The sequence below is a fragment of the Bacillus bruguierae genome, from assembly GCF_037104725.1.
Classification (GTDB): Bacteria; Bacillota; Bacilli; order Bacillales; family Bacillaceae_G; genus Bacillus_A; species Bacillus_A bruguierae.
Map to the genome: position 1 here is coordinate 345268 of NZ_JBAWSX010000002.1, position 12190 is coordinate 357457.

Consider the following 12190-nt stretch of genomic DNA (forward strand, 5'->3'; position numbering starts at 1 on the left):
GAGGAAGAGAACATGGAAGTACATGAAGCAATTACAGCACATTCTCGCAAACAAAATGAAGTGGTGAAAGCATTTCTACAGTTAGAAGCACAGCGCGAAGCGGCGATTGAAGCGGCTGTATCACTTGCGTTAAATGGGAAATCTTTCTCTGTTGATGTAATTAATATGGTAACAAAACAAATTAATGAACTTGCAAAAAACGGCATTGCACAGCAGCGCAAGATTGTAACAGAAGAAATGGTAATGGAATACGTAGGGCGTTTAAAAGAGAAAGAAGGTCGTTAAGTATGATTGTTACAGTCGAATGGTTACATGAACATATACAAGATGAGCATGTTAGAATTATTGATTGCCGTTTTGACTTAGCAAATCCAAATTGGGGAAGAGAACAATATAATGAAGCACATATTCCAGGGGCGCTCTATTTTGATTTAAATACAGATTTATCAAGTCCAGTTACAAAGCATGGGGGGCGTCATCCGCTTCCGAGTATAGAAGAGTTTGTACAAAAGCTTTCACAAGCTGGGATTGATGAACATACGACAGTTGTGGCATATGATAGCCAAGGAGGAGCAATGGCTTCTCGTCTATGGTGGCTCTTAACATATCTTGGGCATAATAAAGCATATGTGTTAAATGGTGGTTTCCCAGCATGGAAGGAACAAAATTTGGAAGTAGTGAATGAGATGTCGGTCTTCGCACTGAAGACATTCGTTCCATCAGTGCAACATGATACTGTCGTAACAATGGAAGAGCTGCAAGCTAAAATTAGCAAACATGCTGATATAACACTGATTGATTCGCGAGAACCAAAGCGTTATGCAGGATTAGAAGAATTAGTTGATAAAGCAGCTGGTCACATTCCAAATGCGCAAAATTATTTTTGGAAAGATGGTGTAACAGAGTCTGGTGCTTTTAAGGAGCAGAAGGAACAAGAAGAGCGATTTATTCATCTTGATAAAAAGAAAGAAACGATTGTTTATTGCGGATCTGGTGTAACGGCGTGTCCAAACGTATTAACGTTAAAAATGACTGGTTTTACAAATGTAAAATTATATGTAGGCAGCTGGAGTGATTGGATTTCTTATCCTGAAAATATAATTATGAAAGAAAAACAGTAGCCTATTGCACGTCAAAAAAATTTGTATTACAATAGGGACACAAACAAGAAATACTTAAAAACAATATATTTTACACGTTGCGAACAATGTGATAAGATAACGATAAATAAATAAAACATCCTGCGGTGTGCGTAACTTATTTATGTCTAAAACCGATGATAGTAATACGGAAGTTCGATATTTAGAGGCCAACATCATGCCTTTCTTTGAGAAGGAAGATGAAAGGCAACTGTGAGAACATCCACCTGCGAGTAGCGGGTTTTTGGACATTTACGAGGGACGGCACGTGCGGGGTTCTATTTATACTTACGATTAATACTAACTGCCTACGATGTACGTAGCTTGTGTATGTCTTAAACCAATGATAGTAATACGGAAGTTCAATATTAAAATGTAGCCATCAAGCCATCTTTTTAAGAAGGAAGATGAAAGCATTTTTGAGAACATCCACCTGCGAGAGCGGGTTTATGGACATCTAGAAGAGAACGGCATATGTGGGTCTATATAAAAAACCTTACGTTTTATACGTAAGGTTTTTATTTTTTGTCAGCCTACTAGGAATGATTTGAGTTTTATTATGTGGAAAATATAAGTCGCTGCAATGCAGAATATAACATGATCGCTACTTGCTTTCTCCTTTTGTTAAAACATTGCACGTGGCATAAAAAGGCCCTGACCGTTTCTATGCGTGGCCAGATGCTCTCGCTCCCCTAAAAAGAAAGGAGGTTTTTAATTTGTATTATAACATAGGATTTTTAAATATTACCTGCATTCACCTGTAAATTCTCCATAATAAACATAGCACTTTCGATCTTCATCAATTTCTCTTGAGTCTAAGGCGAATTCCATCAATATTCCGTCCTTTTGAACGTACAAAATATCTGAATGAAGGTACGTTAAGATTTCTTCATGGTTCCATACATCTTTACTTTCTATCAAAATCGAATTTATTCCTTGTAGTTCTCTAATCTCAAAACCTATATGGGAATATGTTTTTTCTGAGGAATCATCGAAGAACTTTTCTTTTTCGACATATAATACCGCCGTTCCGTCAGAGTCCATCGCGGTCGCTGTTACGACATACGTATCTCCTTCTTTAACGAAATACTCACAAGTCATCCTTGCGACGGTTTCAGTGATAGAAATATCTGCATAGTTCCATAAGGCAGGATATTGTTTGGCTTCATCATTGAGTCGATATTCTAACCGCAATAGTAATCCCCCTTCCTTTTTCTTCTACTTTATCATGAATTCTATTATAATAAAAATATAATCTATAAAGGAGTGTAGGAAGGTGACAAAAACGAAATGGTTAGTAACAGGTGTTCTTACTTCTTTGATGGCCAGTACTTTATCTGGCTGTACAAAAGATCTCCCTCCAAAACCAAATGATAAGAGCTGTTCTGATTGGGATTGGGATGATGAACTTGGGGTGTGGCGGTGTGATGATAAGCATTCAAGTTATCATGGGCATTATTATTACAGTAGTAACTATTATCAAGATAAATCAACTTTCAAAAATTCACCTGAATTTAAGTCCTATCAAGCTTCGTCTGATTTTAAAGGGGGAATTGGAAGCGGTTCAAATGGCGGATCCGGAGGTTAAATCATGTCGTTTTACATAAAGGAACGAAGTCAATTTTATTCAAGGTTCCCTCACTTTTGGTCTGACTTATATGGGAGTGAGTATAGTCTTTTTCATGTTTTTGAAATAACAGAACAAACTATTAGGCATTTGCAATTAGCAACAGAACGAATGGGAAAAGTATTCTTTAAGACTGCTAGTCTTCTTCGGACTTTGCCGGATGATCAGCTTCTTGAACTTGGTTTTCCATCTTCAAGTCTACCTTTTATTAGAATGAAATCCCTGTTTCCTGAATCTGTTATTTCACGGTTTGATTTTGCTGTGACAGATGGTGGTATCAAAATGCTTGAGTTTAATAGTGATACCCCAACTTTTATTGTGGAATGCTTTCAAATGAATGGAAAAGTATGTGAAGAATTAAATTATCATGACCCAAACGAGAATCAGGAACGTCTTCTTTCTTCTGGTATCACAAAAGCGGTAATGGAAGCTGCTAAAGGAATAGAAATGCCAAACGTTGTCTTCACAGCCCATCATGAACATATAGAAGATTGGAATACGACTAGGTATTTGAGTCAGTTATGTCAGGTTAAAAACAAAATGATGTCAATGTCAGAACTCAGAATTACTGAAGATGCTTTGGTTGACAGAGACGGTGTGCCAATTGATATTTTGTATCGTCAAACATATCCAATTGAAGATTTAGTTGAGGACCGGGATCCTAAAACTGGAGATTTAGTAGGGATTGAGTTGCTGCAGCTTGTAAACAAAGGAAAGCTCTTTATTATAAATCCTATTTCGTCCTTTCTACTTCAGCCGAAATCGATACAATGCTTGATTTGGGGATTAGCTGAGATAGGCGCTTTTTATACAAATGAGGAACGACAATGGATTAAGGAATATATGCTGCCTACTTACTTAGAACCAGATCTATTTTTAGGAAAAAGTTCTTTTGTTCAAAAACCTTCGTTTGGTAGAGAAGGTGATACGGTTACAATTCGTGACAAAGACACGAGTATTATGATTCAAAATTCATATCAAACGTATAAAAAAGAACTTCCTGTGTTTCAAAAATACATAAAGCTTCCGGTTGTTTCCCTTGAGACTGAAAAAGGGAACGAGGAGCTGTCGTATGTGTTTGGATCGTTTTTAATTGCTGGGAAACCAAGTAGTATTGGTATACGTGCCGGTGAAAAAATTACGGGGAATGAATCTTATTATTTACCTGTAGGGATTAAAAAGGAGGATTATAAATAATGAATTTTTTACTTTATTTAGCAGTTTCACTCGGTCTTTTATGTATTGGTTTGTTTCTTATGGAAGTGACAACAAAAGTAAAGGAATTTTCGTTGATGGCGAAAGGGAATCGAGCAGCAAGCTACTCACTTGGAGGAAGACTTCTCGGTCTTGCTATCGTCTTGTATTCTACTGCTGCTCATTCTGTTTCACTAATAGATATGGCTTTATGGGGAGCGATTGGAGTTTTAGCGCAAATCGTTGTGTTTTATTTAGCTGAATTGTGCACACCGCGTTTTAACATTAATCAAAGCATCGAAGAAGATAACCAAGCCGTCGGACTTTTCCTTATGTTTTTATCAATTTCCATCGGAATTGTGATTGCTGGATGTTTAACATATTAAAAAACCTCACGTTTTATACGTAAGGTTTTTATTTTTTATTCGTTAATCCTTCTGATACGTACTCAATAAGTTTGTCTATTACTTTAGGAAATAGTTCTTCGCCGATTTCATCTTTATGTAATAGCATCATAAGAGCTTGTATTATCCCTGTGATTACTTGTGAATCATCTTTAGGTAATACTCCTCGTTCAATGAGAGCGTTGATGACTAGTGTACCTCTCTCCATATTATATTGAGAGAACTCCATCATTTCATTTGGCAATTTTCTCATCAGACGTTCGTGTTCATCATTTTGAAAAACACGTTGTAGAAAAGGATTGTCTTCAACAAATTGAAAGGATGTGTGAAAGAAGGAAGAGAGTAGTTCTTTTGAAGATAGCTTTTCTAGGAAATACTTGTTGTAATGAGGAAAAGTTTGAAATCAAGGTGTTGACATCTATTTTAAATAGGAGTAACATTTTCTATGTAATAAAATATGTCTCTGTTAGGTGAGGCTCCTGTATAGAGAGATGCTACTGCCCAAAAATGTCGAGAGACGCCAATGGGTCAACAAGAATGATCGAATTAAGGTCTTTTTTAATGTAGCTGGTTAAGAACCTATGCTATACAGTGCTAAAGCTCGGCGAGGGAGAGGTGCAATTGTTTTTAATACACACTACGTGATACGTAGTTGTATTAAACTTTGCTTATTTATGTATGTTCAGACCTTTACTCGCTCACGGGTAAAGGTCTTTTTTATTAGGGTGTATGTTGTACAAATATACATAGCTAAAAATAATCATATGAGGAGGTGAGGAACAATGTCAGCTTCGGACTCGGTTCCGTTACCCAGGTATTTCGAAAATAGAATGTGTGATGTAGGTAGGAAACGACTTGTTCCTCCCTCTATATCTGTAAATAGATAAATTGAGAAACAATGAGTTTCTTCCTGCATGTGTGAAGGAGGAGACGGACGGTGTTATATGTAAACAAGCGAGAAGGAATTATAAATAATATAAATCATAAAAAAACGATAAAAGTACAAGAGATTTTACAGAAGAATAATGAAATGCTGATGGAAGTTGCTATTCGAGATGTAAAATCTGTGTATGCTTATTTTAAAACAACAAGAAATGGTCTTTCTGTTAAAGAGGCAAAAAGACGTATTGTACAATATGGAAAAAATGAGCGATATGTGAATAAAAAAGTGATGTTGACTCATATTATGATGAAGTTGATGGAAAAAGTAAATCTGTTTGAAAAGGAAGCGAATCAAACGAACGCAATAACACCAAAAACAGTTACTGTTTTAAGAGTAGCAAATGATAAAGTGAATGGGATAGACACAGATTCTGAAATGATGAATATTCCAATAGAAGAATTGGTCCCAGGAGATGTGATTTGCCTTTCTGCAGGTGATACAGTACCAGCTGACGCTCGGATTATTTACGCAAAAGATGTATTAGTTGATGAATCTCCTTTAACGGGAAAAGAGGTGCTTGTAGAAAAGTATGAAAGTTGTTATCACATTGAAAAAAAACGATTTATGCCGCTAAAACGCATAAAAGATTATAATCCACTTTGTCTTGAAAATTTATGCTATCAAGGTACTCACATTATTAGCGGAACAGCAAAAGCAGTTGTTGTTTCCACTGGAAATAATACGTATGTGGAATTATTACATCAATGTTGTAAGTAATTTTTATGGATGCTAAATAAAGCAAATCATTGTATAATAACAATTACAATCATTATTTGATTATATAACCTTGCGTCATGACGTGAGGTTTTTATTTTTGTCATTAGGAGAGGAATTATGAAAAAAGTATTATTAGTAGATGGTATGGCATTGCTATTTCGTGCCTTTTATGCAACAAGTGTGTACGGACAATTTATGAAAAAACAAGATGGGATTCCAACAAACGGGATTCATGGTTATATGAAGCATTTATTAACAGCAGCTAGTACAGTTGAACCGACTCATATTGTAACGTGCTGGGACATGGGGAGTACAACGTTTCGAACAGAAACATTTTCAAACTATAAGGCGAATCGCGGAGCACCGCCAGAAGAATTAATTCCACAATTTGATTTAGTGCAAGAAATGACTGCACATTTATCTATCCCAGTTATTGGTATGAAAGGATATGAAGCTGATGACTGTATTGGGACATTAGCAAAAATGTATCAACATGAAGCGGAAGTGTTTATTTTAACAGGTGATACAGATTTATTACAGCTAGTTGATACAAAAATTACAGTCATGCTTCTTCGAAAAGGAATTGGAAATTACGAATTTTACACGCCTGAAAAAATTATGGAAGAAAAGGGCGTAGAGCCGTGGCAAATTGTTCACGCAAAGGCATTTATGGGTGATTCAAGTGACAACTATCCAGGTGTTAAAGGCATTGGTGAAAAGACAGCATATAAGCTTATTCAAGAGCACGGAACAGTTACAGGTGTTTTGGAAAACATTACATCATTAACAAAAGCACAGCGTACAAAGATTGAGAGTGACTTAGATAATTTACACATGTCACTACAACTCGCACAAATTCATTGTGAAGTACCAATTTTTTGTCGATTAGAAGAAGCTTTTCACACAATTGATAAGGAAAAAATACAATTCGTTTGTGAGCAGATGAACTGGGGTAGACCGGAAATGTTCATAAATATGTTATAGAAAGTGTTTTTTTAAGAACTTATATTGAACGAACTATAGATAACGCCCAATCAAATTAAGAATTTGATTGGGCGTTATTATTTATATAAATACAAATAAACCCCTTTCTTTTTGGGGGAGGCGAGAGCATTTGGCCATGTATAGAAGCGGTCATGATTTGTTTTGCATAGCAGCGACTTAGATGTCGAAAAAATAAAAAGGATTTATATAGATATGGTTTCTACAATATCTAGCTTCTGTAGAATGATAGTAATAGTAGTACATAAGCTGCTAGCAAAGTTACGTTTCAATAGTAAAACGATATACATACTAATTCATGTAAAAATATACGTAGTTTTCATTTGAATTTCAAATGGATTTCACATGAATCTTTTATTATTACACAATACAGATAATTATTTATCTTTTATATAAATAAAATTTTGTATCCCGTATTAACGAGCAGTAATCCCCCGCTCCAAGATTTAAAGAGAAATGAAGAAGAGAGGCGGGGGATGAAAAAAACTCTCACTTAGGGAAGTTTCACTTGTAATAATTAAGGAGGAAGATTGATATGCGAAAAAAAATAAGAAAATCCTTTAAACAGTTATTAATAGAAAATAAACAATTATTATTGAATGATAAAGAAAACATAAGAGAAATTGAAGAAAAAATTGAAAAAAGACATATATCATATAGAGCAACGAGTAATTGAGTAAAGAGCGGCCAAAAAATAAAGTGGAACTTCTATTCGTGAAAGAAGTTCCACTTTATTTTAATCGTTCGAATCTATAGACGTTTCTTTACCAAATGATACGTCTACTTTAGAGACCTCGTGGTTTGTATGTTCACCTTTTTCCAGCCGTCCAAAGCGAAAGGAAAAGGGTGGTTTTCGTAAGAGATAATCGTTGATAGCCACCACCTGACGGTAGCGGTTATCTAAAGATGAGCACATGTTGCTCTCTTTTTTATTAGATTCATTAGTCCGGTATTATTTTAATTAGATTCCTGTTTTAAAGTTCTAAATGCAAATGCCCCTGAAATGATTTGTAAAACCACTGGAAGGAATAAAATGAATACTGACATAACCAATGTTACTAATGGGAGTAATATCATACAAAGTCCGTAGGCGATATTGTTAACCTTATTTACTGAACATGCTAAAACTAACAGTCCTATTTGAATAATTAATAAAATAGAATAATAAGTCAAAGTTTTATAATCAACATGTCCATATAGGGCAATAACAGTAATAATAGACATGATCGATAAAATAAAAGTACCTATAACTCCTAAAATACCTCCAATTAAACCTAGTATAAATTCAGGAGTTCTTTTCATTTCTAATACCTTCCTAACTATTAATATATTATGTATATAATGTCCACTTATATATATTATCAAATACGGTTTGGAAAAACTATGCATAAATGGATTGGTTTTAACATTAGATGTAGCAAAAGAAATGTTCAATTTTATTTAGCAGAAGTCTTCAGATCACCTTATTGATTCCCTTTTCTTATACACGATCTCAATGATCCAACATACTGAAATTGATTCTTATAAGGGCAGTGAAGTAGGCCAGCTTTGGTGTGCGAACTCGAGGTTCTGGAGCAAGCACGACCTATTTTTCACTTCTACTATAAAAAAATAGTAGCACAGACCATGGCCGTGGTCTGTGCTACTAATCTTAGTATGTTTTGTTTTAAAACATCCCATGTGGCAGGACAAGCCCCTGACCGCTTCTATGCACGGACAGATACTCTCGTCCTCCCCTAAAAAGAAAGAGGTTTTTATGTCGGTTTTTTAATTTGGATATATATAAATCCAAATTGACATTCCAACACAAAAGTTACCGCCATGCTGAACAAAAAATAACCTGCTACTTTCTTTCTCTCTTTGTTTGAACTTCGCATGTGGAAGAAAAAGGAATTGACCGCTTCTACGCATGGCCAGACGCTCTCGACCATCTCAAAAGAAAAGGGGGTTATGTCAGGTTTTTAATTTGGATTTATATATACTATGTAGTAAGTGCTTCATTCTGCTCTCATTCTAGTAATTTTATGCAGCATGCATTTCTTTTTTTCGTTTATTTGGTAGTTCTACAAAGATCATTCCTAAGAAAATGCAAATACACCCAATGATAGCTGATAGCGATAATTGCTCATTTGCAACAAGAACACCTGTTATTGCTGCGAAGACGGGTTCCATTGCAAAAATAATAGCGACGCGGGTAGGAGATGTATATTTTTGCGCGGTTGTTTGAATAAAAAATGCAAGGGAAGTGGCAAAAAGTGATGTTAGTAAGAGCGCAAATAAAAATGAGCGATTTGTCCATAATGACATCGAAAATAATTTCTCCCAATCTTCAAACAGAAAAGCGCAAATAGAAGAGAGGAGTCCAACCGTTAATATTTGTGTTGTACTTAATAATAACGGAGATACCTTTTTGGAAAAGAATCCATTTACAAGGATATGAGCAGCAAATGCTACAGCACAACCTAAGATAAGAATGTCTCCTATATTGAATTGAAAAGCGTCTCCAGCTGTTAATAAAAAGAGTCCAATTGTAGCTGCTGTAATTCCGAGTACGATAAATAGATTTGCTTTTTGTTTTAAAAAGATAAACGATAAAATGGGTACCATGACAATGCTGAGCCCTGTTAAAAATCCGGCTTTAGAAGAGGTTGTATATAATAAACCAAACGTTTGTAGTAAATACCCAACAAATAAAAAGAATCCTACAATCATACCAGCACCGCTACTAAAGCCTACGTGTTTAATAGGTATTTTTTTCATAGAAATGAGCTGAATGATGAATAAAATCATTCCGGCTAATAAAAAACGTACACCATTAAAAGAAAATGGCCCGACAAATGACATGGCATTTTGAACGACAACAAATGTAGCTCCCCAAATGAAAGCAACAAACAATAAAGCGAGAGGAGCAATCCACTCTTTTTTCAATACACTACCTCCGTTACTTTTTTTGTATAGCTTTTCGTGCCAATTCATCGGCTGCTTTATTTTGGCTGCTTGGAATCCACTTTATAAAAAAGAGATCAAATTGCTGAATCATTTCCAGGGCTTCATCTAAAAGTGGTGCATATAATGGGTTTTTTACATATTGTTTTTCAATCGCTCGTTCTACAAGCTGTGAATCTGTTCGAAACGATACAATTTTATAATTATGTTCGGTGCAATATTTTAATGCAGTAAGTAATGCATGATACTCTGCTTCATGGTTGCTCATAATCCCAAGTGGAACAGTGAGCTCTACAGGTGGTTGAATCCCTTTAATAAAAACCCCAGCGCCGGAAGGGCCAGGGTTTCCTTTTGATGCACCATCGATGTACACTTCAATCAAACTGAACCCCTCCAATTAACCGATTGTAATACTATAGCAGCATGTAAATGTTTCATTCGCTTTTAACATTTGAATTCCTTTTTTCTCTTTAAAATCTTTTGCAGGCTCTAATTCATCGGCGATGCCATACCAAGGTTCAATACATAAGAACGGTGCATCATTTCCTGGTGTCCATACACCGACAAATGGGAATCCTTCAAATGAAACTTTGACAAACTTATTATGATTGTGAGAACGGATGGTAATTTCATTTTTGTTCATATCCTCAAATATAAGTGCATCGTTTTTAAATAAATCGTATGTAAGTGGAAGCTTTGTTGCTTCTTCGGCTATTACGAGTTTATTTTTAGAAAGAAATGGTCCTTTTAGTACACCTGCTTCTAAGCGCTCTGGAGTACTGAAAGATAAGTAGTAGTCTGTGAAAGATTCATTTGGTAATAACGGACAATTAAAACCAGGGTGTCCTCCAATTGAAAAATACATTTCTTCCGAGTTAGAATTGATTACTTCGTATGTTACATATACAGATGTTTCATTTAATTCATAAGAAACAAGTAATTCAAATGCAAACGGATAGTTTTGTAAAGTTTTTTCATTACTTGTTACTGCGTATGTAATTTTTGATTCACTTTGTTTTTTTATCGTAAATGTTAAATCACGAGCAAAGCCATGTTGTGTTAACGAATATGATTTACCATTAACATAATATGTATTGTCTACTAATCTCCCGACGATTGGAAATAAAATAGGAGCGCGTCGTCCCCAATACTTTGCATCTCCTTGCCACACATATTCTGTATGATCTTCTTTTAAGCGAACACTTTGCAGTTCTGCACCTTTTTCAGAAATGGACACGATCATTTTTTCGTTTTGAATCGTTGCTGTCATGAACAAACCTCCTAAATCTTTCATGTTTTTATTATACGTTTTATAAAAAGAAAAGAATAGTGTATGACTATCCTTTTGTAATTTGTTCATTTCATACATATAGCAAAGCTTTTTCTATATTGACTTGAATTCGAATCATAATTATAATGTAATTTTGTTTATTATAATATTTACGTGGTTCGTAACCATCCCACGAAAAAAAACTAAGGAGAGCGTATAATGAAAATTAAGACACTTGTTGGGAATGGTATTTTAGCGGCACTATATATTGCTGTTACTATGCTTATTCAACCTTTTGGTTTTACGAATATTCAATTCCGTATTTCAGAAATGTTCAATCACCTTATTGTGTTCAATAAAAAATATATTTACGGAATTGTGTTAGGCGTATTTTTAGCAAACCTCTTTTTCTCGCCAATGATTGCATATGATCTTGTATTTGGAGTCGGACAATCTATTATTGCTTTACTTTGTACAATTGTTTCTATGCGTTTTATAAAAGGAATATGGGCGCGTATGATCTTTAATACGGTGGTCTTTACATTTACAATGTTTATAATTGCGATTGAACTACACCTTGCATTTGACTTACCATTTTTGTTTACATGGTTAACATGTGCGATTGGTGAGTTTGTTGTAATGGCAATCGGGGGACCTGTTATGTATTTTATTAACAAACGAGTACAGTTTGAAAAATTTGTGTAAGATTCATTAGAGAGTTGTTCACTTTATCGTGGCAACTCTTATTTATTTTTTCGTGTTATCTTGTTGATGGATCTAAATACATTTTAATTTTTCATCTGCTATGCAGAATAAAACATTTCTCCTTTTGATTTCATCATTGCATGTGGTAGGAAAAGGCCCTCACCATTTCGATGCGCGGCTAGATGCTCTCGTCTGCCTAAAAAAGATGGTTTTTAATTTGTATCTATAAAGATAAATGAATTT

Annotated in this window: 15 protein-coding genes, 2 other RNA genes and 2 riboswitches; of the genes, 11 read left to right on the top strand and 6 right to left on the bottom strand. The window is 35.0% G+C overall.

From position 1 onward, the window contains the following. Positions 1-12 precede the first annotated feature (12 nt). From WAZ07_RS05895 to ssrS (WAZ07_RS05910), 4 genes are all read left to right on the top strand, one after another. Complete coding sequence (locus WAZ07_RS05895; RefSeq protein WP_336471688.1) at positions 13-285, top strand: YpbS family protein; 273 nt, start codon at positions 13-15, stop codon at positions 283-285. Between the two features lie 2 nt (positions 286-287). Then, the gene (locus tag WAZ07_RS05900; RefSeq protein WP_090912376.1) at positions 288-1121 is read left to right on the top strand and encodes a sulfurtransferase; all 834 of its coding nucleotides are present in this window, start codon (positions 288-290) and stop codon (positions 1119-1121) included. A 114-nt stretch (positions 1122-1235) separates the two neighbouring features. Next, positions 1236-1420, top strand: a non-coding RNA gene (gene ssrS / locus WAZ07_RS05905) — 6S RNA. 21 nt (positions 1421-1441) lie between these two features. Next, positions 1442-1626: non-coding RNA, 6S RNA (gene ssrS, locus WAZ07_RS05910), on the top strand. A gap of 257 nt (positions 1627-1883) precedes the next feature. Here the strand turns inward: ssrS (WAZ07_RS05910) and WAZ07_RS05915 are convergent. Next, the gene (locus WAZ07_RS05915) at positions 1884-2333 is read right to left on the bottom strand and encodes a hypothetical protein (RefSeq protein WP_336471689.1); all 450 of its coding nucleotides are present in this window, start codon (positions 2331-2333) and stop codon (positions 1884-1886) included. 82 nt (positions 2334-2415) lie between these two features. On the opposite strand from WAZ07_RS05915, the gene WAZ07_RS05920 reads away from it, so the two are divergent. The 3 genes from WAZ07_RS05920 to WAZ07_RS05930 are packed head-to-tail and all read left to right on the top strand — an operon-like array spanning position 2416 to position 4346. Next, the gene (locus tag WAZ07_RS05920) at positions 2416-2727 is read left to right on the top strand and encodes a hypothetical protein (protein WP_336471690.1); all 312 of its coding nucleotides are present in this window, start codon (positions 2416-2418) and stop codon (positions 2725-2727) included. Between the two features lie 3 nt (positions 2728-2730). After that, positions 2731-3963, top strand: a complete 1233-nt coding sequence (locus tag WAZ07_RS05925; protein ID WP_336471691.1) for a glutathionylspermidine synthase family protein — start codon at positions 2731-2733, stop codon at positions 3961-3963. Then, positions 3960-4346 (top strand): DUF350 domain-containing protein, encoded by a 387-nt coding sequence (locus WAZ07_RS05930; protein WP_090912368.1) that lies wholly within the window; start codon positions 3960-3962, stop codon positions 4344-4346. The genes WAZ07_RS05925 and WAZ07_RS05930 overlap by 4 nt, the downstream gene beginning before the upstream one ends. A gap of 28 nt (positions 4347-4374) precedes the next feature. On the opposite strand, the gene WAZ07_RS05935 is transcribed toward WAZ07_RS05930, so the two are convergent. Then, positions 4375-4572, bottom strand: a complete 198-nt coding sequence (locus WAZ07_RS05935) for a hypothetical protein (RefSeq protein ID WP_336471692.1) — start codon at positions 4570-4572, stop codon at positions 4375-4377. A 247-nt stretch (positions 4573-4819) separates the two neighbouring features. After that, positions 4820-4985, top strand: a riboswitch (M-box (ykoK) riboswitch). Positions 4986-5301: 316 nt separating this feature from the next. Here WAZ07_RS05935 and WAZ07_RS05940 point away from each other — a divergent pair. The 3 genes from WAZ07_RS05940 to WAZ07_RS05950 all read left to right on the top strand — a co-directional run bounded on the left by WAZ07_RS05940 (position 5302) and on the right by WAZ07_RS05950 (position 7702). Continuing rightward, on the top strand, positions 5302-6024 hold the full coding sequence (locus WAZ07_RS05940; protein WP_336471693.1) for a P-type ATPase: 723 nt from the start codon (positions 5302-5304) through the stop codon (positions 6022-6024). A 117-nt stretch (positions 6025-6141) separates the two neighbouring features. Next, on the top strand, positions 6142-7008 hold the full coding sequence (locus tag WAZ07_RS05945; protein WP_336471694.1) for a 5'-3' exonuclease: 867 nt from the start codon (positions 6142-6144) through the stop codon (positions 7006-7008). Between the two features lie 553 nt (positions 7009-7561). Further along, on the top strand, positions 7562-7702 hold the full coding sequence (locus WAZ07_RS05950) for an FbpB family small basic protein (RefSeq protein WP_090912362.1): 141 nt from the start codon (positions 7562-7564) through the stop codon (positions 7700-7702). Positions 7703-7983: 281 nt separating this feature from the next. Here the strand turns inward: WAZ07_RS05950 and WAZ07_RS05955 are convergent, their stop codons facing one another. The 4 genes from WAZ07_RS05955 to WAZ07_RS05970 all read right to left on the bottom strand — a co-directional run bounded on the left by WAZ07_RS05955 (position 7984) and on the right by WAZ07_RS05970 (position 11242). Continuing rightward, positions 7984-8328: a DUF4064 domain-containing protein gene (locus WAZ07_RS05955; RefSeq protein ID WP_336471695.1), complete on the bottom strand. Its 345-nt coding sequence runs from the start codon at positions 8326-8328 to the stop codon at positions 7984-7986. A gap of 720 nt (positions 8329-9048) precedes the next feature. After that, entirely contained in the window at positions 9049-9954 is a 906-nt protein-coding gene (locus tag WAZ07_RS05960) for a DMT family transporter (protein ID WP_336471696.1), read from the bottom strand. A gap of 13 nt (positions 9955-9967) precedes the next feature. Continuing rightward, on the bottom strand, positions 9968-10354 hold the full coding sequence (locus WAZ07_RS05965; protein WP_336471697.1) for a reverse transcriptase-like protein: 387 nt from the start codon (positions 10352-10354) through the stop codon (positions 9968-9970). A 15-nt stretch (positions 10355-10369) separates the two neighbouring features. Continuing rightward, positions 10370-11242 carry an aldose 1-epimerase family protein gene (locus WAZ07_RS05970; RefSeq protein WP_336471698.1) on the bottom strand — a complete coding sequence of 291 codons (873 nt, stop codon included), beginning with the start codon at positions 11240-11242 and terminating at the stop codon, positions 10370-10372. Between the two features lie 168 nt (positions 11243-11410). Beyond that, positions 11411-11455, top strand: a riboswitch (PreQ1 riboswitch). A 6-nt stretch (positions 11456-11461) separates the two neighbouring features. Between WAZ07_RS05970 and WAZ07_RS05975 the strand changes: the two genes are divergently transcribed. Then, on the top strand, positions 11462-11947 hold the full coding sequence (locus WAZ07_RS05975; RefSeq protein ID WP_090912354.1) for a QueT transporter family protein: 486 nt from the start codon (positions 11462-11464) through the stop codon (positions 11945-11947). Positions 11948-12190 lie beyond the last annotated feature (243 nt).